Raw genomic sequence first — 20,398 nt, forward strand, 5'->3', positions numbered from 1 at the left:
ATGCCCATGGAATGGAGCACGCACGAGGTCACCAACGTGGTGACGGAACTGCAGGATTATAACGTCTACACCACCGATCTTCCCTTGCAGGAGGCGGTGCGCCGCGCGGGGGCGGGTGCCCACGAAACCGAGCTATCCGCCTACGGCGCGCGGCTTGGCAGCGCCGAGACGATCCGCATGGCCGAGGAGGCCAACCACTTCAAGCCCGAGCTGCACACGTTCGATCGCCAGGGCCGCCGTATCGACCGCGTGGAGTTTCACCCGAGCTGGCACGGCATCATGCGCATGGCGCGCGAGCAGAACCTGGTGGCACAGCCGTTCGCCGATCCACGTCCCGGCGCATGGGCTGCCTATGCGGCCGGATTCTCGATGCACGGGCAGATCGAGGCGGGCTCGCAGTGCCCGAACTCGATGACTTTCGCGTGCATCCCGGTATTGCAGCGCGAACCCGAACTGTTCGCGGCGCTCGCGCCGAAGCTCTATTCGCGCACGTACGATGCGCGGGATATCCCGCTGGAACAGAAGGACTCGATCCTGGTCGGCATGGGCATGACGGAGAAGCAAGGTGGCTCCGACGTGCGGGCCAACACCACGCGCGCTGAACCGCTGCGTGGCGAGGGGCGCGGCGGCGAGTACCTGATCACCGGCCACAAGTGGTTCTTCTCGGCGCCGATGTGCGACGCGCACCTCGTGGTGGCCCGCACGGAAAGCGGCCCGGCCTGCTTCTACGTGCCGCGCTACCGGCCCGATGGCACCAAGAACGCGGTGCAGATTCAGCGGCTGAAGGACAAGGTGGGCAATCGTTCCAACTCCAGCAGCGAGGTGGAATTCCGTGGTGCCTGGGGGCGCATGATCGGCGAGGAAGGCCGTGGTATTCCCACCATCATCGAAATGGCCACTTTCACGCGCCTGAACTGCGTGATGGGCAGCACCGGCCTGATTCGCCAGTGCCTGGTCCAGGCGTTGCACCATACCCGCCACCGTAGCGCGTTCGGCAAGACGCTGATCGATCAGCCGCTGATGCGCAACGTGCTGGCCGACATGGCGCTCGAATCCGAAGCCGCCACGCTGATGATGATGCGGCTGACCGAGGCCTTCGCGCTGGCCGATGAAGATCCGCTGCAGCGTGCCTACAAGCGCATCGTCACGCCGGCGGCCAAGTTCTGGCTGGCCAAGCGCAGCGTGGAACTGTCTGGCGAGGCCATGGAGGTCTTTGGCGGCAACGGCTATATGGATGAAGGCCCGATGGGCCGCCTGTATCGCGAAACACCAGTGATTTCGATCTGGGAAGGATCGGGCAATGTGATGGCGCTGGACATGATCCGTGCCATCAGCCGGGAGCCGCAGGCCATGCACGCGTTGCTGGAAGACCTGGCGCCGTTCTGCCGTCAGGACGCGCGTCTGAGCGATGCGGCCACGGCGCTGGTCGCGGGGCTGCGGACCCAGGGCGAGGCGACGGAATGGCTTGCGCGCCGCCATGCGCAGCTTCTGGTGCTGCTGGTGCAGGCCCGCCTGCTCGGCGAACATGCGCCGGCGGCGGTGGCCGATGCGTTTATCGCCAGCCGGTTCGACGCGCAATGGGGCCGCGTGTTCGGCATGCTGCCGGACGGCGTGGCGCACGCCGCGATCCTGGGTCGCGCCTGGACGCAGTAAGGCGCCGCAAGGCCAGCACAAGGCCGGCCAACAAGAGAACATACAAAAGAGAACGTGGAGACGCCCCAATGAACATCGTTGCCTTGCTGGATAGCAACGTACGCAAGTATCCGGACAAGCCGTTCCTGCGGTATGCCGGACAGTCGATCACCTATGCGGAATTCGATGCGTTGTCGCGCGGCGCCGCCATCGTGCTTGCCGACCACGGCGTTGGCGTGGGTGACCGCGTGGCCGTGCTGTGCTTCAACACGCCGGGTATGGTGGCGGCGATGTTCGGTGCGTGGCGGCTCGGCGCGGTGGCGGTGCCGGTCAACCACAAGCTGCAGACGGCGGAGGTCGACTACATCCTCGAACATGCGGGCGTGAAGGTGTGTGTGTTCGACGGCAGCCTGGCTTCCGTGGTCTCTCGCCTGCAGACGCCAGTGAAGCTGTTGGCCACCAACACCGATGCGGCCGGGTTCGATTCGTTCGACGCGCAATTGCCGGCGGCCGCCACCTACGATGCGCCGCCGCCGGCCGACGACGCCATCGCCCAGATTCTCTACACGTCCGGCACCACGGGCCGGCCCAAGGGCTGCGTGCTGACCCATCGGGCCGTGTGCATGGCAGGGATGACCGCCGCGCTGGCGTTGTCGATGCAGCGCGACGAGCGCACGTTGATGGCGATGCCGCTGTGGCACTCGTCGCCGCTCAACAACTGGATGCTCGGCACGCTGTACGTCGGCGGCACCGTTATCTTGCTGCGCGAGTACCACCCGCTGCATTTCCTGCAGACGGCGCAGGACGAGCGCGCCACGCTGTACTTCGGCGCGCCAGTGTCATACCTGCTGCCGCTGCAGATGAAGATCGACGTTACCGCGTTCGATCTGGGGTCGGTCCGCGCATGGATCTATGGCGGCGGCCCGATCGGCGCGGACACCGCCCGCCAGCTTGCGCAGCTATATCGCAGCGATCGCTTCTATCAGGTCTTTGGCATGACCGAGACCGGGCCGTCCGGCACCGTGCTGTACCCGGAGGAACAGGTTGCCAAGGCGGGCTCGATTGGCCGCGTGGCCACGCCGGGTCTGGACATGCGCGTGGTGCGCACGGACGGTGCCGATGCTGGCCCCGGCGAGATTGGCGAAATCTGGATCAAGGCCGACTCCAATATGCTGGGCTACCTCGATAACGAAGCGGCCACACGTGAAGTCATGCGCGATGGTTGGTATCGCAGCGGAGATCTGGCCCGGCTGGACGCCGATGGCTTCCTGTTCGTGGTGGATCGCACCAAGGACATGATCATTACCGGTGGCGAGAACGTCTACTCGAAGGAAGTCGAGGACGTACTGGGGGCGCACCCCGACGTTCAGGACGTTGCCGTGATCGGCCGGCCACACGACCAGTGGGGCGAGACCGTGGTGGCGGTGCTGGTGCCCAGGCCCGGCACGCAGCCGGACCCGGAGGACATCAAGGCCTTCGCCGCCGAGCGGCTGGCGCGCTACAAGGTGCCGCGCGAGTTCCTGATTCGCGACACGCTGCCACGTACCCCCACGGGCAAGCTGATGAAGCACGTGCTGCGCGCGGACTTCACGTAGCGACTCCGGCCGACGGTTGTGCGCCGGACGATGCTTCCGGCCCGCAATCCGCGCCATCCGTATGCCCGGACTAAGCTGTAGGGATGACTGGCACGGTTCGGGCATGCGGGAGGCGCGATGGCAACGCGGAACGGTTTTATCGGCGCAGTCGGCAACACGCCGTTGATCAGGCTCGGCAAGCTCAGCGCGGAAACGGGCTGCGAGATCCTCGGCAAGGCCGAGTTCCTGAACCCGGGTGGCTCGGTCAAGGACCGCGCCGCCCTGTACATCATTGCCGACGCCGAGCGGCGCGGTACGCTGAAGTCCGGCGGCACCGTGGTCGAAGGCACAGCCGGCAACACCGGCATCGGCCTGGCGCATATCTGTGCCGCGCGTGGTTATCGCTGCGTGATCGTGATTCCGGAGACCCAGTCGAAAGAGAAGATGGACCTGCTGCGCGTGCTCGGCGCCGAAGTACGCACCGTGCCGGCTGTGCCCTACGCCGACCCCAACAACTATCAGAAGGTGGCAGGGCGCCTGGCGCAGGAACTCGACAATGCGATCTGGGCGAACCAGTTCGACAACACGGTCAACCGGCAGGCCCACTACGAGACCACGGGGCCGGAGATCTGGCGGGATACCGACGGCAAGGTCGATGCTTTCGTCTGCGCCACCGGCACAGGCGGGACGCTTGCGGGCGTTGCCCGCTTTCTCAAGGCGCAGAACCCGGCGGTGCGAACGGTGCTGGCCGATCCACACGGCAGTGGTCTGTACAGCTTCGTGAAGACCGGGCAGATCCGGGCCGAAGGCAATTCGATCACCGAGGGGATCGGGTCGAGCCGCATCACGGCGAATCTCGCGGACACACCAATCGACGATGCGGTGCGCATCGACGACCAGCGTTGCGTGACGATGGTCTATCGCCTGCTGCGCGAGGAAGGGCTGTACGTGGGCGGGTCGACGGGCATCAATGTGGCGGCCGCGGTGCAGATTGCGCAGGATCTGGGGCCGGGTCACACCATCGTGACGCTACTGTGCGATCGTGGCAGCTTGTATTCGGCACGGTTGTTCAACGCCGAATGGCTGGCGCAGAAGGGGCTGGTGGCGGGTTAGCCGCGCTTGGTGGTGCCGTGCTGGTGCCGTGCTGGTGCCTTGGCGCTGTAATCGACATTTCGCGTCGCCGTGAAACATCCAGTGAGATGCCGAACCATACTGGGTGGCATCTACAAGATGCGAGCAGGCCATGCCCCCCAACGCTTCCCTTGCCCCCGCCGATCCAATTGCAGCCGTCACGCACGCCGATCCTTATCCTTACTATCGTGACCTCGCGAGCACTCGCCCCTTCCACTTCGATCCCGCACTGAAGCTGTGGGTCGCCGCCAGTGCGGCGGCTGTCGCGGAAGTGCTGGACCATGCCGATGGTCGCGTGCGGCCAGTCGCGCAGCCCGTTCCGCCGTCGCTCGCCGGATCTGCCGCAGGTGACCTGTTCGGACGGCTGATCCGTATGAACGACGGCGTGCCCCATGCCCCGTTGAAGGCAATCGTGGCGCGGCAGATGGCGGCGCTGGATCTGTCCGATGTACGCGGTCGCGCCCGCGCGCTGGCAGCGGCATTGCCCCGCGTGGACCACGACGACGCGCACGAAGCCAATCGCTGGATGTTCACGCTACCGGTGCTTGCCATTGCCGATCTGCTGGGCCTTCCACTCGAGCGCGATGCGGACGGTCACGTCTCGACGCGGGTGGCCGGTTTCGTTGCCACGTTTGCCACGGCCATGTCGCCGCTGGCATCCGCTGCGGATGTTGAGGCTGGCGTTGCTGCCGCGCAATGGCTGACGCGCCTGGCGCAAACCGCCGGCGATCGCGCTACGGCAGGCAGCGGCTTGCTGGTCGCGCTGGCGCAGGCAGGGGGTGACAGCAAGTTGGATCCGGCCACGCTGACGGCAAACGCGATCGGCCTGATGATCCAGTCGTGCGAAGCGACGGCCGGGCTGATCGGCAACACGCTCGTTTATCTCGGCAGATCTGGCTGGCAAGGGGCCGATATCGCAGCGAGCGTAGATCGGGTGGCAAGGATCGATCCACCCGTGCAGAACACGCGCCGTTTCATGGCAGCGGATGCGATGTTGTGCGGCCAGCAGGTCAAGGCGGGCGATGCGGTGCTGGTATTGCTGGCCGCCGCGGCGCATGATCCTTCCGCCGCCGTGGACGATCGCGCGTGGACCTTTGGCGCGGGGCGGCACGGTTGCCCAGGCGATGCGCTGGCTCGCGTGCTGGCCACGTGCACGGTCGAGGCGCTGCTCGCGCGCGACGTACACCCGGACCGGCTTGCTGTCAGCGTGCGCTACCGGCCATCCGTCAATGCACGCATTCCCAGCTTTTCATCCAACAACTAAATGGAGCCCTCAACCATGATCGCCATCATCTTCGAAGTCGAGCCCGCGCCAGGGCGTCAGGACGCCTACCTCGAGATTGCCGCGCACCTGAAATCGACGCTGGAAACCATTGATGGATTTATCTCGGTGGAGCGGTTCCAGAGCCTGACCACGCCGGGCAAGCTGCTCTCGCTGTCGTTCTTCCGGGACGAGGCGGCCGTGATCGCCTGGCGCAACACGCTCGACCACCGCAAGGCGCAGGCGGCCGGGCGCGGTGGCGTGTTTGCCAACTATCGGCTGCGCGTGGCGCAGGTGATACGCGATTACGGCATGAATGAACGCGACGAAGCGCCGGCCGACAGCCGCGCGGTGCACGACGCGGCGCAACCCTGATCCCCGGAGCCAATGCGAATGACGTCGTTCGATATCGGGCAGGAGATTGCATTCATCGGCCTGACATTTCTGTTGGCCGGCTTCGTGAAGGGGGTGGTCGGGCTGGGCCTGCCGACAGTGGCGGTGGGCCTGCTGGGGCTGGTCATGCCGCCTGCCCAGGCCGCCGCGCTACTGGTGGCGCCTTCGATGGTGACCAATGTGGTCCAGCTATTCAGCGGCCCGCGTTTTGGCACGTTACTGCAGCGGCTCTGGCCGATGCTCGTGGCGATCTGCGCGGGCACGTGGATCTGCGCGGCGCTGGTGCCGGCCCGGGTTCTCGGACATGCCACCAACGCATTGGGCGTGGCGCTGGTGCTCTACGCGATCGTCGGGCTGGCCGCCGTGAGGCTGCACGTTCCGCCACGCGCGGAAGGCTGGCTGGCGCCACTGGTCGGGTTGGTGACTGGTGCCATCACGGCGGTGACGGGTGTATTCGTGATTCCGGCCGTGCCTTACCTGCAGGGGCTTGGGCTGGACAAGGAAAGCATGGTCCAGGCGCTGGGGCTGTCGTTCACCGTGTCTACCATTGCGCTGGCGGTCAGCCTGGCGCTGGACGGCGCGCTGCTGCACACGCCGGTTCTGGGGGCCTCGGCGCTGGCGCTGGTTCCCGCGCTCGGGGGCATGTTCTTCGGGCAGTGGCTGCGCCACCGGATCAGCGCGGAGCGCTTCCGCCGCCTGTTCTTCTGTGGTCTGTTGTTGCTTGGCGTCGATCTGGCGCTACGCGGAGCATTCTGACCCCATCCGCCGAGGATTCCTGACATATTCGCCTGCCATACTGGCTCCCAGATCGCGGCGCTAGCATGGCCTTGCCGCACCGGACACGAAAGGGCGATGCGGTATGAAGCGGCGCACGGGCGGTACCAGGCTGTTGGCAACGCTGGGCAGGCAGGCGGCGCGGAGCGCGCGCCGGCTGCAGCGCACCGTGGCGCAGACAGTGACAAATCCGATGTTGCGCGTGGCGAGGCAGCAGGGCCAGGCGGTCGGCAAGGCCATGGGGCGTGCCGTTGGCAAGGCCGCGCGTCAGGCCTTCACAGGGGTTGTGACTCCAGCCCCATCCCCGGTCAGCAAGGGCGGCGGTATCTGGGAGGAAGGGCTGTGGGGCTTCAGCCTCGGTATCGGCAGCATGGCGCAGCGCCGCTATCGCGTGTTCGTGCCGCCCGGTGTCAGCGCGGCGCGGCCAGCGCCGCTGCTGGTGTTGCTGCACGGCTGCGGCCAGGATGCCGCCAGCTTTGCGGCCTGCGCCCGCGTGGCCACCGTGGCGCGCGACGCCCGCTGGGTGGTGCTGATGCCGGAGCAATCGCTGCAAGGCAACGCCCAGCGCTGCTGGAACTGGTTCCGGCCCGCTGAGCGCGGCGCATCGGAGGCGGCGCTGCTGATGTCGATGGTCGATCATGCGTGCCGGCGCTACGCGGTTCTGGCCGACCGGGTTTGCGCGTTCGGTTTGTCTGCTGGCGGCGCCATGGCGATGATGCTGGGTCTGCGCTATCCCGATCGTTTTGCCGCCGTGGGTTCGCATTCCGGCGCCGCGCCGTTCAGTGCCAGCAACGCGTCGCAGGCGTCACGCGCGATGCGTGGGGAGCGGGCGCCTGACATTGACGCGGCGCGGTTGCTGCTGGCTGGACGTCGGCCTCCGCCGCTGCTGCTGATGCATGGCGACGAGGATGCGGTGGTGTCCTACGACAACGCCACGGCTACGGCTGCCATGTGGCTCGACCTCGTGCCACATGGCGTGCATGCACCTGCCCCGTTGCCGCCAAAGCGCGTGCGCCGCGGCACGCGCAGGGAGATGGACGTGCTCGACTGGCAGAGCGGGGCGCGCCCGTACCTGCGGCTGGTAAAGGTGGAGGGTCTGCGTCACGCCTGGAGCGGTGGCGCGCCGGGGCAGGCGTTCGCCGACCCCGCCGGCCCCGATGCACTCAAGATCGCGCTACGGTTCTTTTCGGTGAACGGTCGTCACGATTGAGTGTGGGTAGCGCGCGGATCGAGCGCAGATAGAGCGCAGATAGAGCGTGGGCAGGGCTTGGCCCCTGGATGATGGCGCGATCAGGCCGCGCCAACGGGTTCGAACACGACGTCGCTGGTCGGACACGCCACGCAGGGCAGGATGTAGCCATCCTCCTTTTCGTCGCGGCTCAGGCCTGGCCATTCCACGCGGTAACGCACGCTGCCCGCGTGGAGTTTGCTGATGCAGGCGCGGCAGGTGCCATTGCGGCACGAACTGGGCAGCGACACGCCATCGAGCAGCGCCGCCTCAAGCAGACTCAACGAAGCCGGCGCGGCAAACCGTGTATTTGCGGGCAGGACGCACGCCGTGTATTCGGTGTCGTCGAAGGTGTTCCCGTCGCCAGTCATGCCTGCTCTTCGGTATCCGGGAATCGGGCTCGGCCGTGCGTGGCGTCGCGCAGCGTGGCAATCGCGCCATCGCGCAGCGTGGCGGGCAGGCGGATCAGCAGCGTCGCCAACGCGTCATATCGGGTGTCGACCAGCGTGCAGCCTTCGGCGGCTGACAGCTCCAGCCAGCGTCGCACGCGCGATTCGTCGGCATAGTCGATCTCGATGGCAAACGTGGTGTACGCAATGCGTTCGATACGCTCGGCGTCCTTGAGCGCGCTGGCGATGGCGTCGGTATAGGCCCGCACGAGGCCGCCCGCGCCCAGCTTGACGCCGCCGTAGTACCGCACCACGGCCGCCAGCACGCCGTCGAGGTCGTGATGGCGAAGAACTTCGAGGATCGGCCTGCCTGCCGTGCCAGAAGGCTCGCCATCGTCTGACATGCCCGACTGTCCGCCCGCCAGCAGCGCCCAGCACACATGGGTGGCGGTGGGATGCTGCGCCCGCAGATCCTGAATCACGGCCATCGCCGCGTCACGATCGGCCACCGGCACGGCCAGCGCGATAAAGCGGCTCTTGCGGATCTCGATGTCGGCGTGAACTGGAGCGGCAAGCGTGTAGGTAGGCAAGACGGGGAAATGCAGTGGTCGCTGGGCAGGATGGCGAGTGTAGCGCAGGCCGACGGTTGGCTACGGAAACCAGGCCGCATGACAGCTCGCTGACCGTCAAAAAACTGTCATGCTGGGTGCTTATCATCCGCCACGGGGCGTTCCGTCCACATTGCCCCGGTGCCCGATTCGCATAACTATCCACCCATATAAAACCATCATGTCCGACCAACCCCTCGTTGCCCGTCGCCGTGCCCTGAAAATCCTTGGTGGAGCCCCGATGCTCCCGATCGGCGCGGCCGCCGCGAGTCTTGCGGGTGGGATGACCGCGATGGAGGCCGCGTTCGCCGCCGCGCCCCGGCGCAAGGCTGGCGCGGCATTTACGTCGGCAACGTTCACGGGCATGGCCGCGCCGTCGCTCGACAATCCGGCTGCGATGGCCACGACGACGGTTGGCTCGTCGATCAAGGTGTCTTACAGCGACGACAGCGCGCAGGAATATGCGCTGGCATACCAGCCCTTCTTTGTCACCGGCGACATGCTGCCCGATGGCAAGGGCGGCAAGGTGCTGGCAGGCGGCTACTACGACATCCATAACCGCCCGATCATGGATACCTCGGTGCCCGGCAAGACGCGTCAGTTCTTCTCGGACTGCCCGGACGGCAGCTCGCTGCTGACCGTGCGCGGCGCGCGCGTGCATGGCGTGAAGGGCAATACGGTGTTCGCCGTGGTGCAGTTCGAATACACCACGCGCGACCAGGCCAACGGTGACATGTACGGCATGCTGCCGTCGCCGATCGCCGTCATCACGCTCGACCAGGACCCGAAGACTGGCAAGCTCACCCCGGTGCGCTATCACAACGTGGATACGTCGGCGGTGAACGGCCTGTGGATCACCTGTGGCGCGAGCCTGTCGCCGTGGAACACGCACCTGTCGAGCGAGGAGTACGAGCCGGATGCGGTCAAGGCCGCCACCGACAAGCGCCTGCGTGGCTTCAGCCAGAACCTGTATGGCGACGCAGACCGCGCCAATCCCTATCACTACGGCCATCTGCCCGAAGTCACCGTGCACGCCGACGGCACGGGTTCGATCCGCAAGCATTACTGCCTGGGCCGCATCTCGCACGAACTCGTGCAGGTGATGCCGGACGAACGCACCGTACTGATGGGCGATGATGCCACCAACGGCGGCCTGTTCATGTTTATCGCCGATCGTCCGCGCGATCTGTCGTCGGGCAAGCTCTATGTGGCCAAGTGGCACCAGACTTCCGGCACGGGGCCGGGCGCGGCCACGCTGTCGTGGATCGCGCTGGGCAGCGCGACGAGCGACGAGATCCGCAAGCTGGTGGATAGTGGCATCAAGGTCTCCGACATCATGGACGTCAAGGCCAAGGACCCGGCAGATAGCGCTTACACGCGCATCCTGATCGATGGCAAGCCGAACTGGGTAAAGGTGGCACCGGGCCAGGAAAAGGCGGCGGCGTTCCTGGAGACCCATCGTTACGCGGCGCTCGTGGGTGGCAGCCTGGGCTTCACCAAGATGGAAGGCACGACGGTCAATATCGCGGACCGCAAGGCGTACTCGGCGATCTCGCGTATCGAATCGAGCATGTTGGCCGGCAACGCGGCGAACGCGGGCGATATCCGCGTGGAAGGTCCCTACTCCGGCGCCGTGTACGAACTGAACCTGAGTGGCGCCCAGACCGACCATGCTGGCGCGCGCATCGACAGCGAATGGGTGCCCGTCGACATGGCGCCGGTGCCGGCACTGGTATCCGAAGACCTCGGCGGCGGACCCAAGAAGGCGCAGGATGCGCTTGGCAACTTCGCCAACCCCGACAAGGTGGCCACGCCGGACAACCTCAAGTTCTCGGAGTCGCTGCGCACGCTGTTCGTCGGCGAGGACAGCAACACGCACGTCAACAACTTCCTGTGGGCGTACAACGTCGACACGAAGCAGTTGTCGCGCGTGCTGTCGTGCCCGGCCGGCGCGGAATCGACCGGACTGCACGCGGTGGACGAGATCAATGGCTGGACGTACATCATGAGCAACTTTCAGCATCCTGGCGACTGGGAAGCAGGCCTGCACGACAAGGTCAAGGCACAGCTCGACCCGCTGGTCCGCGCCAACTACAAGGACCGGTTCGGCGCGGCGGTGGGCTACCTGACGGCGACGCCGGCAGCGATCCGCCTCGGCAAGCGGGCCTGACGCCGCGTTCCGCCCGGTCCTGCTAACCTGTGGGCTGCGCGCCTGGCATCCGACCGGGTGGCAGCTCCACGAGAAACCCCATGACCGCTGATCCGACCGCGCGCCGCATGGCGCCCGCCACCGATCGCAACCGCGAGCCGATCCTGGCCGTGCTGCGCAACGTACTGCCGCGATCGGGCACGGTACTGGAAATCGCCAGCGGCACCGGGCAGCACGCCGTGCATTTTGCGGCGGCGCTTCCGGGTTTGACGTGGCAGCCGAGCGATCTGGATGTGACGCACCGCGAGTCGATTGCTGCCTGGACCGAACATACGCAGGTCCAGAACGTTCTCCCACCCCTTGCCATCGACGTTCGCCAGGAACCGTGGGGCATCGATGCCGTGGACGCCATCGTCTGCATCAATATGATCCACATCGCGCCGTGGGCCGCGGCCGAGGCGCTGTTCGAGGGCGCGGGCAGGCGATTGGCGCCGGGCGGCGTGTTGTACCTCTATGGCCCCTACCGCCGCGAAGGCGCGCATACGGCGCCAAGCAACGAGGTGTTCGACCGCCAGTTGCACTCGGCCGATCCAGACTGGGGCGTGCGCGACATGGAAGCCGTGATCGCACTCGGCACGACGCACGGCCTGACGTGCGATGCCCCGATTCAGATGCCGGCCAACAACTTCAGCCTGGTGTTTCGCAGGCAGGCGTGAGCGGCGGCTGGCGCACTGCCCCGAGCGGCCCGGTAGGGCTGCTAAACTTCGCCGCGAAACACTGTCTATCTGCATTCAACGTGAACCTGTCCAACCTGGAACGCCAGCTTTCCTTCCTCCGGGAAATCGACCTGTTGAAGAGCGTCGTCCGGATGACGCCGCTTATCAATCAGTCACGCCGGGAGAACAGCGCGGAACATTCGTGGCACCTGGCCATGTATGCCCTCGTCCTGTCGGAACATGCGGCGGCACCTGTCGACGCCCTGCGCGTGGTGAAGATGCTGCTCATCCACGACATCGTGGAAATCGACGCAGGCGACGTGCCGTTTCACGACCCGGCGGCGAGAGCCGGTCAGGCTGCGCTGGAGGAACAGGCGGCAGAACGGATCTTCTCGCTGCTGCCGGCCGCGCAGGCAGCGGAGTTCCGGAGCCTGTGGTCCGAGTTCGAAGCGGGGGAGAGCGACGACGCACGGTTCGCGAAATCGCTGGACCGTCTGCAGCCGTTACTCCACAACGCAGCGACCGGGGGCGGTAGCTGGGTGGAGTGCGACGTCACCGAAGAACAGGCCATGGCACGTTACGGCCCGCCGATCGAGCGCGGCTCGCCAGTGCTTTGGGAAGAAGCGGCCAGGCTTGTGCGCGAGCATTTTCAGAAGCCTCGGGAAGGGTGACGTGGGTGGGGTGTGAACCGCGGGCGCCGGGTGTGCATACGCAGGGTGAGGGGCGGTAGCCACACAATGCTGTGAATCCGTGTCGGATTGCGCTTTCGCCGTTGCAGTGATTGAGCCGTGTCGGGCCATTGCATAAGCTGTCCTCGTCACGTCACTGCACCCGAGGTTCAGCATGTATCTCGATCTCATGGCAGGCTTGCAGCCGCTGCCAAAAGCCAATACGCACAGCAGGCTGCGCCAAGGTGGCCGCCCCGGCCAACTGCCATTTTCGGACTCCCCGTGTGCCGTGCTCGGGTCCAGCCGGCTGCCGATTGGCCATCTGACGGTCGCGGAGGTTTCGGCGCAAGGACTCGTGAACCTGACGCCTTTCGAGTTGCATCGCGCCATCGAGGCGGGCCACTTCTACGCCGAGGGCTACGATCCCGCCGGAATGCCCACAATACTTCCGGCCTGGCAGTTCGTACCGCCTGCGCCGGCCCTGATCACGCCGATCATCATGGCGCTCCGCAACGAGCCGTCAGGTGAAGATCCCTTTTTCTGGATGATCGCCTACGAAGAGTTGAATGATCTCACTCCGGCTGAAGTGCTATGCGGAAGGCTGCTTTGTACCCGCGGGTCGGTGTCGATCGGGCAGGTGCATCATTTGCATCAGTCCGATGCCGAACGTCAGGCAACGGTCATGGCGGCACTAGAGCTGCTCCCGTCCCGGTTGCTGCGAGCCGGCCCGTGAGGTGCGATCTGGAGTTGTCCTTGGGCGCCACCGTTATGCCGGCAGACGTCGCGGCACAGATGCCGCCGCGTGGATTGGTCACGGATGTGATGGCCTCGAGCGTTTGCACGCTGAACCGTGGGACGTTGCTGACCAGAGCCGCCTGGAACGCGGCGACGGCGCTGCCCGATTTCGCGACGCGTACCCACCGATGGGGGCCGCCGGCCAGTTGCAGGCAGGCGGCAGGCCGCTTTCCTTTCCATTGGCTGTATGTCGCGGAAGATGCCTACACCGCGATATGGGAGGGGCGGTTTTGCGAGAAGGTCGAGAGATTTCCGGGCGCCTTCAGACTCAACGAGGCTGCCAGTGACGGCCTCCTGGTCACCATGCGGCTGAAGTCGGATCTGAATTTCCTCGAGATTGGCGGGACGACAGCCGCCAGACTCGGAATCTATGATCGGTTGTCAGACCCAGACTATCAATGGTGCAGGCATTTCGGTCTGGAGATGCACCATGTTCTCGAAGCGCTTTTCAATCGGACAGGTGCGATTGGCATTCGCTATCCATCAAGGCGCCTTCGCAACCATGCCGCACTCGCGGTTCATTCCCGCCATCTTGGCAGGTGGAGAGAATCGGTAACGATCGATACGGCACGTTTCGGGGACTTGCCCATATACGGTGAGCTTCTCGACGATCCGTGTCGACTGCCCAAGGCGCTATCAAAATGAAGCGAAGCGGTGCTGGCTAGACGCGCGGCCACAGACAGTACAAGTAGTACGGCGAGGCCGCGCAACGACGCCAGATTCATTTTGATAGCGCCTCTACAGCGCGCGAGGCTGCGCCGGTGCGACTCACCCTCGCACCAGCATCACCACCGCCGTTGCGATCAAGCACAGCGCGAACGCCGCGCGCAGTTTGCGTTCCGGCATACGGTGGGCAAGGGCCACGCCCCACGAGATCGTCAGCATGCCGCCCAGCGAGAGCGGGATGCCGCTGTACCAGTCGACGTGGCCGGCGTTGGCATAGGTGAACAGCGCGACAACCGCGCCGGGGGTGACCAGTGCCAGAGCCAGGCCCTGTGCGGCGGCCTGGCGCATCCCGAACAGCCCCACAAGCGCGGGGGCGGCTACCACGCCACCGCCGACGCTGAAGAATCCGGAGAACGCGCCGCCGACCACGCCCACGGCGGGAATCCACGAGGGAGACAGGCGTGCATGCGGTTGTGTGGTGGCGCGGCCCGGCAGGAGTCGCCACAGGAAGTACAGTGCCAGGCCGATCATGAAAATGGCGAAGATGCGCCGTAGCAGTGCCGGGTCGATCGACGTGGCGAACTTTGCGGAAGCGTAGGTGGCAAGCACCGCAGACAAGCCAAGCACGATGGCTGTCTTCAGCTCGATATCGGCGCGCTTGCGGTATTGCCAGAATCCGATCAGTACGTTCGGCGCGATCATCACCAGCGAGGTGCCCTGTGCGAGCTGCTGGTCCATGCCATAGAGCAGGCCGAGGGCCGGGATGGCGATCAGGCCGCCGCCGATGCCAAACAGGCCGCCCACGCCGCCGAGGAGTCCCCCGAGTCCAAAGATGAGCAGGGCGGACAGCAGCGAGTGGTCGGGCATGGTGAATCGGGGGCGGGGTTACGAGAAGCGGCCTTCAGAAAAGGCAAGTCCGCGATCATACGCGGACATGGGTAATACATGGCTGTGGTGCGTCGGGCGGATCGGGTGGAAGACCGGCACCCGCAGGTGCCGACTCCTGACCGACGCGGTCAGTCGACCTGCGCGCCAGACTGCTTGACGATCTTCGCCCATTTGTCGATATCGCCGCGCAGCATGGTGGAGAACTGTTGCGGCGTGCCCGTCAGCACTTCGGCGCCCTGGGCAGCAAGCTTGTCGCGGAGCGTCTTGTCGGCCAGCGCGGTCTGCATCGTGGCGGCAAGCTTCTGCGTGACATCCTTCGGCGTGCCGCGCACTGCGAACAGGCCGACCCAGAGGTCGCCGCTATAGCCGGGCACGGTCTCGCTGATGGCGGGGATGTCCGGGGCAAACGGCGAGCGCTTGGCCGAGCTCACGCCCAGGGCGCGGACCTTGCCGGCCTTGATATGCGCCAGCACGGAGGGCAGGCTGGCAAAGGCCATCGGCACCTGGTTGCCGAGCACGTCATTGAGCGCCGGGGCGACGCCCTTGTACGGCACGTGCTCGAGCTTGATGGCCGCCATGCTGTTCAGCATCTCACCCAGCAGATGGTTCAGCGTGCCGTTGCCGGCGGAGGCAAAGCGGTAGTAGTCGGGCTTGGCCTTGGCCATCGCGATCAGTTCCGACATCGACTTGGCCGGGAAGGCGGGGTTGACCACCAGCACGTTCGGTACGGTAGCTACCGGGGCGATCGGCTCGAAGTCCTTGATCGGGTCGAACGGAATCGAGCGGTAGAGCGACGGGTTGATGGCCTGCGTGCTGCTGATGGTCATCAGCAGCGTGTAGCCATCCGGCGCGGAGCGGGCCGCCGTCTGGGTGCCAATGTTGCCGCCAGCGCCCGGGCGGTTTTCCACTACTACCTGCTGGCCAAGGCGTTGCGACAGGTCGGCCGCCACCAGTCGGGCGACGATGTCGTTGGTGCCGCCCGGCGCCTGCGGCACGATCATCTGGATCGGCTTGGACGGATAGGTGTCGGCTTGGGCGTGGCCGACAACGGACAGGGCCATGGCGATACCGGTGATGGCGCGGATTGTACGAAGCATGATGTCTCCTCGGTGGCTTCTGGCGGGCCCATGCACTTGGAGGCCCGCTAATGTGGCGCCCACTCTAGCGGAGCCATCCGCCAAGGAGAAATTCAATCGGTGACTATGGGCATAAGGTTTTCTTATCGGACCGGGCGCGGCGGGCCGGCCATCCACCCATCCACCCATACGCCGACACCAGGAGTCGCCGCTCCCATCAACCCGCTGGCGCCAGCGACCCGCCCAGGGCAATCCGTTCTCCGACTATCTCCCGCAACACATCGGCCACCGCCTCGGCCGCATTCGAGCGCGGCAGCGCGCGCGGCCAGCACAGGGACAGCGTGCGTCGGAGTTCCGGAACGATCAGCCGCCGAGGCACGGCCGCATCGCCATCGCCAAGCGACGACGCTGGCAGTATCGTGCAGGCCAATCCTTCCCGGGCGGACGCCAGCAGGAAAGGCAGGGAATCGAGATCGGCCACCACATTCAGGTTCATGCCGGCTTTGGCAAACGTGCGCTCGACCACCTCGCGCAACCCCTGCGAGCCGCTTGGCAGCACCAGCGGGATACCGTCGAGCGCCTTGAGCGGGACCGTATCCGCCGTGGCGCCGCCCCGTTTGCCCGGGCGCGGCGCGGTCACGGGTGGCGTGCCGATCAGGTAGAGCGGTTCGCTGGCCAGCGGCTCCGGCTCCACCGCGCGCGATGGCGTGTCGCGAAACAGGATGGCGAAGTCGAGCCGGTTCTGGTTCAGCAGCTCGGAGATATATCCGCTCATGCTTTCAAAGAGTTGCAGCCGGACCTGCGGGTAGCGCTGGCGCACGGTGCGTATCAGCGCCATGCCGAAGGCCGCTGCAGCCGTGGTGGGCAGGCCGATGGCCACGGTGCCCGAGACCTCGGCGCCGGCCACGCGCACGTCGGCGCCCGCGATTTCCACCTGTCGCAGGATATTGCGCATGTGACGGTAAAGCGTCTTTCCGGCTTCGGTGGGTCGCACGCCTTTCGCGCTGCGGTGCACCAATGGCACGCCGAATTCGTCTTCCAGCGTGGCAAGCTGCTGCGACAGCGCGGGCTGCGCCACGCAGACGACCTCGGCGGCGCGGGTCAGGCTGCCTTGGTCGACGATGGCCACAAAATAGCGCATGGCACGGATGTCCATGGGTTCTCCAGAGGGTGCATGGGGGACGCACCGGGGGTGCAGGCTATTGATTCTACTTATGGAGCCTTCTGCAATCCCTATTTCACAGGTCGGAGGCAGGCGGGTAGATTGGCGGCATTGCGCTACCTACCCAAGACACCGTCATGTCCCGACCCCTTGAAGGCATCACCGTCGTTTCGCTCGAGCAGGCCATCGCCGCGCCGTTCTGCACCCGTCAATTGGCCGATCTCGGCGCGCGCGTCATCAAGATCGAGCGGCCTGGCCCGGGCGATTTCGCGCGTGCCTATGACGGCCGCGTGCGCGGGCTGTCGTCCCACTTCGTCTGGACCAACCGTTCGAAGGAAAGCCTGACGCTCGACGTCAAGGCACCTGCCGCCGCCCCGGTGCTGGAGGCCCTGCTGGCCAAGACCGATGTGCTGATCCAGAACCTGGCGCCGGGCGCGTCGACCCGCCTCGGGCTGGACTACGAGACGCTGTCGAAGCGCTTTCCACGCCTGATCGTCTGCGATATCTCCGGCTACGGCGGCGATGGTCCCTATCGCGACAAGAAAGCCTATGACCTGTTGGTGCAGAGCGAATCGGGCTTCGTGTCGGTCACTGGCACGCCGGAAGAGGGCGTGAAGGCCGGTGCTTCGGTGGCGGACATCGCCGCCGGCATGTACGCATACAGCAACGTGCTGGCCGCGCTGATCGAGCGGGGCCAGACCGGCCGCGGCAAGCATATCGACGTGTCGATGCTCGAATCGATGGTCGAGTGGATGAATTTCCCGATGTACTACGCGTTCGATGGCGCCGAACCGCCGCCGCGCGCCGGGGCGTCGCACGCCACGATCTACCCGTACGGACCGTTCCCGACCGGCGACGGCAAGACCGTGATGCTTGGTTTGCAGAACGAACGCGAATGGGCGGTGTTCTGCAAGGTGGTGCTCCAGGAGCCGGATCTGGCCACCCACGCGGCGTTTGCCACCAACAGCCTGCGCAGCGCCAACCGCGCGCAACTGCGTGCCCGCATCGTCGAGGCGTTCGGGCGGCTGACCGCCGCGCAGGTGGTGGAGCGGCTGGAGGAGGCAAAGATCGCCAACGCCAATGTCAACACGATGGCCGACGTCTGGGCGCACCCGCAACTGGCGGCCCGCAAGCGCTGGCGCACCGTCGATACCCCGGCAGGGCAGATTCCGGCCCTGCTGCCGCCCGGCATGACCGACGCGCGCATGGACCCGGTTCCGGCGGTAGGCGAGCATACGGACGCGATCCTTGCCGAGACCGGCTGCACCGCCGAACAAATCGCCCGGCTTCATGCCGACGGCGTGGTCTGACGGAGGCGGGCGATGACAAGCACCCGAGTGCCGCGCAGTTATCTGTTCGTTCCGGCATCGCGTCCGGAGCGCATTGGCAAGGCCATCGCGGCTGGCGCCGACGCCGTGATCGTCGATCTCGAGGACGCAGTGGCGCCGGATGCCAAGGCGGCGGCGCGGGCCGGCCTGGCCGAGCCCTGGCGCGACTTGCAGGCCCAGGCGGATGCCGCTGGCGTAGCATTGCTGCTCCGCATCAATGGTGCCGACACCTCGTACTTTGCCGAAGACGTGGGCTTCTGCCGCGCATGCGGCGTTCGCGAGATCGTGCTGCCCAAGGCCGACAAGGCGGCGCTGGCCGCGCTGCGTGCCGATCTGCCCGAGACGCCGTGCTGCGCCTTGCTGGAGAGCGCGGCCGGGTTTGCCGATCTGGCCCATGTGGCGCGCGCGCCAGGCGTATCGCGACTGCTGTTCGGCAGCATCGACCTGATGTTTGATCTCGATGTGGGTGACGACGACGCGCCGCTCCACCATTTCCGTAGCGAACTGGTCATGCATTCCCGGGCGGCCGGACTGCCGGCGCCGGTCGACGGTGTCTGCACGGCCATCGGCGATGCCGACGCGCTGGCCGCCGATACCGCGCGGGCACGGCGTTTCGGGTTTGGGGCCAAACTGCTGATTCATCCGAATCAGGTGGGGGGTGTCCATGCCGCCCTGGCGCCATCGGCCGAAGAACTGGCCTGGGCGCGTCGTGTGGTCGAGCAGGCGGCCGCCGCGCAGGGCGCTGCGATCGCCGTCGACGGGAAGATGGTCGATCGTCCAGTGCTCGAACGCGCACAGCGTATCGTCGCGGCGGGTGGCGTCTGACGACGCTTTCGGCCCCCCCGAATTGGCGCCGATGGGGTGTCAATGGAGCGCCAATGCGTGTTTTCCCTGAGCGTGGGATTGCTGCAAAACCCGCCGGTTTGCCATCGGTGTGAAAGGTATTTGTAATGATGTTCAGGCTGAATAGGCGCGCGAGATCATGCACGCTATGCGGGAGAACACGAAGATGAATGTCCTGGGCCTAAGACAATAAAGCTGTCTTCCCGGTGCACCGTTTGGCGGACATGATCGTTAATTAACTTCCGATCACGTCGAAACGAGCCAGACTGACCGTGCATTCTTCTGTTTCCCGAGTCGCCGTGGCGACGTTGCTGGCCATGGCCTCCGTGGGCTCCATTGCCGCCTCGGCCGGGCAAGCCGCCAGCGGACCCATGCCTCCAGATGGCCCCTGCACGCCGCCGCCGGCAAAGGCCGCGCTGACCCTGGCGCAGGCACGTCTTGACGCGCTGCGCTGCAACCGCGACATCATCTCGGCCCGTCGTGGCGAGGAAGCCAGCCAGGCCGACATCCAGATTGCTTCCCAACGCCCGAACCCGGTCCTGAGCCTGGGCGTGGCCAATATCAACCCGAATCTTGGTGTAGGTGCCGGCAACTGGCGCAGCAAGACCGTGGACTCGACGGTGCGCGTCGACCAGGTCATCGAGACCGCCAACAAGGGCAACCTGCGTACCGACGCGGCCCGCAAGGCCAGCGCCGCCGCCGGCGAGCAGACGCAGGCGGTGGTGGCCCAGCAGGTCAGTGCCGTGGAACAGTCGTGGTACGACGCGGTAGCCAGCCAGAGCCGGGTAGAGGTGCTGACCGAAACCGTCGGTCTCTATGGCAAGACTCAACAAGCGAACGAGGCACGGCTCAAGGCTGGTGACGTGGCACGCGCCGATGTGACCAAGCTCCAGCTCGAAACGCTGCGGGCCCAGAGTGACCTTCGCGCCGCCCAGTCGGACTATGCCACCAGCAAAGCAGCACTGGCCGCCACAATCGGTCTTCCGGGCACGCTGTTGGACAACCGGCTCGTGCCGGACTGGCCTGCGCTCGATGCCCCGGTGCCGCCAGTCGATCCTGAGGTGCTGCAGCGCCGCCCGGATGTGACGGCCGCCGAAGCCCGGCTGGCCGCCGCCGC

Annotated in this window: 20 protein-coding genes; 15 read left to right on the plus strand and 5 right to left on the minus strand. The window is 66.1% G+C overall.

The features are described from left to right. The first annotated feature begins 6 nt into the window (after positions 1-6). The 7 genes from D769_RS27065 (at position 7) to D769_RS27095 (ending at position 7,975) form a co-directional block, all read left to right on the plus strand. Positions 7-1,653 (plus strand): acyl-CoA dehydrogenase family protein, encoded by a 1,647-nt coding sequence (locus tag D769_RS27065; protein ID WP_008651494.1) that lies wholly within the window; start codon positions 7-9, stop codon positions 1,651-1,653. A 68-nt stretch (positions 1,654-1,721) separates the two neighbouring features. Then, positions 1,722-3,227, plus strand: coding sequence for an AMP-binding protein (locus D769_RS27070; RefSeq protein ID WP_008651495.1), 1,506 nt, complete (start codon positions 1,722-1,724; stop codon positions 3,225-3,227). A gap of 117 nt (positions 3,228-3,344) precedes the next feature. Next, positions 3,345-4,319, plus strand: a complete 975-nt coding sequence (locus D769_RS27075) for a cysteine synthase A (RefSeq protein WP_008651497.1) — start codon at positions 3,345-3,347, stop codon at positions 4,317-4,319. Positions 4,320-4,449: 130 nt separating this feature from the next. Beyond that, the gene (locus D769_RS27080; RefSeq protein ID WP_008651498.1) at positions 4,450-5,601 is read left to right on the plus strand and encodes a cytochrome P450; all 1,152 of its coding nucleotides are present in this window, start codon (positions 4,450-4,452) and stop codon (positions 5,599-5,601) included. Between the two features lie 15 nt (positions 5,602-5,616). Then, the gene (locus D769_RS27085) at positions 5,617-5,973 is read left to right on the plus strand and encodes an antibiotic biosynthesis monooxygenase (protein ID WP_008651500.1); all 357 of its coding nucleotides are present in this window, start codon (positions 5,617-5,619) and stop codon (positions 5,971-5,973) included. An 18-nt stretch (positions 5,974-5,991) separates the two neighbouring features. Next, on the plus strand, positions 5,992-6,747 hold the full coding sequence (locus tag D769_RS27090; protein ID WP_008651501.1) for a sulfite exporter TauE/SafE family protein: 756 nt from the start codon (positions 5,992-5,994) through the stop codon (positions 6,745-6,747). A 103-nt stretch (positions 6,748-6,850) separates the two neighbouring features. Then, complete coding sequence (locus D769_RS27095; protein WP_008651503.1) at positions 6,851-7,975, plus strand: PHB depolymerase family esterase; 1,125 nt, start codon at positions 6,851-6,853, stop codon at positions 7,973-7,975. A gap of 80 nt (positions 7,976-8,055) precedes the next feature. Here D769_RS27095 and D769_RS27100 read toward each other — a convergent pair whose 3' ends face one another. Together D769_RS27100 and D769_RS27105 are read right to left on the minus strand one after the other, a co-directional pair. After that, complete coding sequence (locus D769_RS27100; protein ID WP_008651504.1) at positions 8,056-8,364, minus strand: 2Fe-2S iron-sulfur cluster-binding protein; 309 nt, start codon at positions 8,362-8,364, stop codon at positions 8,056-8,058. Beyond that, positions 8,361-8,972 (minus strand): YigZ family protein, encoded by a 612-nt coding sequence (locus D769_RS27105; RefSeq protein WP_008651505.1) that lies wholly within the window; start codon positions 8,970-8,972, stop codon positions 8,361-8,363. The genes D769_RS27100 and D769_RS27105 overlap by 4 nt, the downstream gene beginning before the upstream one ends. Before the next feature lie 199 nt (positions 8,973-9,171). On the opposite strand from D769_RS27105, the gene D769_RS27110 reads away from it, so the two are divergent. From D769_RS27110 to D769_RS27130, 5 genes are all read left to right on the plus strand, one after another. Next, a complete protein-coding gene (locus D769_RS27110) occupies positions 9,172-11,160 on the plus strand; it encodes an alkaline phosphatase PhoX (protein WP_008651506.1) in 1,989 nt (662 codons plus the stop codon). 80 nt (positions 11,161-11,240) lie between these two features. Next, positions 11,241-11,855: a DUF938 domain-containing protein gene (locus D769_RS27115; protein WP_008651507.1), complete on the plus strand. Its 615-nt coding sequence runs from the start codon at positions 11,241-11,243 to the stop codon at positions 11,853-11,855. Positions 11,856-11,935: 80 nt separating this feature from the next. Beyond that, on the plus strand, positions 11,936-12,526 hold the full coding sequence (locus D769_RS27120) for an HD domain-containing protein (RefSeq protein ID WP_008651508.1): 591 nt from the start codon (positions 11,936-11,938) through the stop codon (positions 12,524-12,526). Positions 12,527-12,698: 172 nt separating this feature from the next. Continuing rightward, on the plus strand, positions 12,699-13,256 hold the full coding sequence (locus D769_RS27125) for a hypothetical protein (protein ID WP_008651509.1): 558 nt from the start codon (positions 12,699-12,701) through the stop codon (positions 13,254-13,256). Positions 13,257-13,276: 20 nt separating this feature from the next. Then, positions 13,277-13,963, plus strand: coding sequence for an RES family NAD+ phosphorylase (locus tag D769_RS27130; protein WP_241227910.1), 687 nt, complete (start codon positions 13,277-13,279; stop codon positions 13,961-13,963). A gap of 123 nt (positions 13,964-14,086) precedes the next feature. On the opposite strand, the gene D769_RS27135 is transcribed toward D769_RS27130, so the two are convergent. The 3 genes from D769_RS27135 to D769_RS27145 all read right to left on the minus strand — a co-directional run bounded on the left by D769_RS27135 (position 14,087) and on the right by D769_RS27145 (position 17,104). Beyond that, positions 14,087-14,851: a sulfite exporter TauE/SafE family protein gene (locus tag D769_RS27135; RefSeq protein WP_008651511.1), complete on the minus strand. Its 765-nt coding sequence runs from the start codon at positions 14,849-14,851 to the stop codon at positions 14,087-14,089. A gap of 149 nt (positions 14,852-15,000) precedes the next feature. Then, positions 15,001-15,969, minus strand: a complete 969-nt coding sequence (locus tag D769_RS27140) for a tripartite tricarboxylate transporter substrate binding protein (RefSeq protein ID WP_008651512.1) — start codon at positions 15,967-15,969, stop codon at positions 15,001-15,003. Positions 15,970-16,165: 196 nt separating this feature from the next. After that, the gene (locus D769_RS27145; RefSeq protein WP_008651513.1) at positions 16,166-17,104 is read right to left on the minus strand and encodes a LysR substrate-binding domain-containing protein; all 939 of its coding nucleotides are present in this window, start codon (positions 17,102-17,104) and stop codon (positions 16,166-16,168) included. A gap of 143 nt (positions 17,105-17,247) precedes the next feature. Between D769_RS27145 and D769_RS27150 the strand changes: the two genes are divergently transcribed. The 3 genes from D769_RS27150 to D769_RS27160 all read left to right on the plus strand — a co-directional run. Further along, positions 17,248-18,420 carry a CaiB/BaiF CoA-transferase family protein gene (locus D769_RS27150; RefSeq protein WP_008651514.1) on the plus strand — a complete coding sequence of 391 codons (1,173 nt, stop codon included), beginning with the start codon at positions 17,248-17,250 and terminating at the stop codon, positions 18,418-18,420. Between the two features lie 12 nt (positions 18,421-18,432). Continuing rightward, complete coding sequence (locus D769_RS27155) at positions 18,433-19,263, plus strand: aldolase/citrate lyase family protein (RefSeq protein WP_008651515.1); 831 nt, start codon at positions 18,433-18,435, stop codon at positions 19,261-19,263. Between the two features lie 335 nt (positions 19,264-19,598). Next, the coding region (locus tag D769_RS27160; RefSeq protein WP_193750068.1) for a TolC family protein at positions 19,599-20,398 on the plus strand (800 nt) is incomplete at its 3' end.

The sequence above is a fragment of the Cupriavidus sp. HMR-1 genome, from assembly GCF_000319775.1.
In the GTDB taxonomy this organism is placed as follows: Bacteria; Pseudomonadota; Gammaproteobacteria; order Burkholderiales; family Burkholderiaceae; genus Cupriavidus; species Cupriavidus metallidurans.

What these genes read in the sequence shown, in the direction of transcription:
- D769_RS27085 (WP_008651500.1), top strand. Translation starts at nt 5,617, where the DNA reads ATGATCGCCATCATCTTCGAAGTCGAGCCCGCGCCAGGGCGTCAGGAC.
- D769_RS27145 (WP_008651513.1), bottom strand. Translation starts at nt 17,104, where the DNA reads ATGGACATCCGTGCCATGCGCTATTTTGTGGCCATCGTCGACCAAGGC.
- D769_RS27090 (WP_008651501.1), top strand. Translation starts at nt 5,992, where the DNA reads ATGACGTCGTTCGATATCGGGCAGGAGATTGCATTCATCGGCCTGACA.
- D769_RS27125 (WP_008651509.1), top strand. Translation starts at nt 12,699, where the DNA reads ATGTATCTCGATCTCATGGCAGGCTTGCAGCCGCTGCCAAAAGCCAAT.
- D769_RS27095 (WP_008651503.1), top strand. Translation starts at nt 6,851, where the DNA reads ATGAAGCGGCGCACGGGCGGTACCAGGCTGTTGGCAACGCTGGGCAGG.
- D769_RS27135 (WP_008651511.1), bottom strand. Translation starts at nt 14,851, where the DNA reads ATGCCCGACCACTCGCTGCTGTCCGCCCTGCTCATCTTTGGACTCGGG.
- D769_RS27110 (WP_008651506.1), top strand. Translation starts at nt 9,172, where the DNA reads ATGTCCGACCAACCCCTCGTTGCCCGTCGCCGTGCCCTGAAAATCCTT.
- D769_RS27100 (WP_008651504.1), bottom strand. Translation starts at nt 8,364, where the DNA reads ATGACTGGCGACGGGAACACCTTCGACGACACCGAATACACGGCGTGC.
- D769_RS27155 (WP_008651515.1), top strand. Translation starts at nt 18,433, where the DNA reads ATGACAAGCACCCGAGTGCCGCGCAGTTATCTGTTCGTTCCGGCATCG.
- D769_RS27115 (WP_008651507.1), top strand. Translation starts at nt 11,241, where the DNA reads ATGACCGCTGATCCGACCGCGCGCCGCATGGCGCCCGCCACCGATCGC.
- D769_RS27065 (WP_008651494.1), top strand. Translation starts at nt 7, where the DNA reads ATGGAATGGAGCACGCACGAGGTCACCAACGTGGTGACGGAACTGCAG.
- D769_RS27070 (WP_008651495.1), top strand. Translation starts at nt 1,722, where the DNA reads ATGAACATCGTTGCCTTGCTGGATAGCAACGTACGCAAGTATCCGGAC.
- D769_RS27075 (WP_008651497.1), top strand. Translation starts at nt 3,345, where the DNA reads ATGGCAACGCGGAACGGTTTTATCGGCGCAGTCGGCAACACGCCGTTG.
- D769_RS27150 (WP_008651514.1), top strand. Translation starts at nt 17,248, where the DNA reads ATGTCCCGACCCCTTGAAGGCATCACCGTCGTTTCGCTCGAGCAGGCC.
- D769_RS27080 (WP_008651498.1), top strand. Translation starts at nt 4,450, where the DNA reads ATGCCCCCCAACGCTTCCCTTGCCCCCGCCGATCCAATTGCAGCCGTC.
- D769_RS27140 (WP_008651512.1), bottom strand. Translation starts at nt 15,969, where the DNA reads ATGCTTCGTACAATCCGCGCCATCACCGGTATCGCCATGGCCCTGTCC.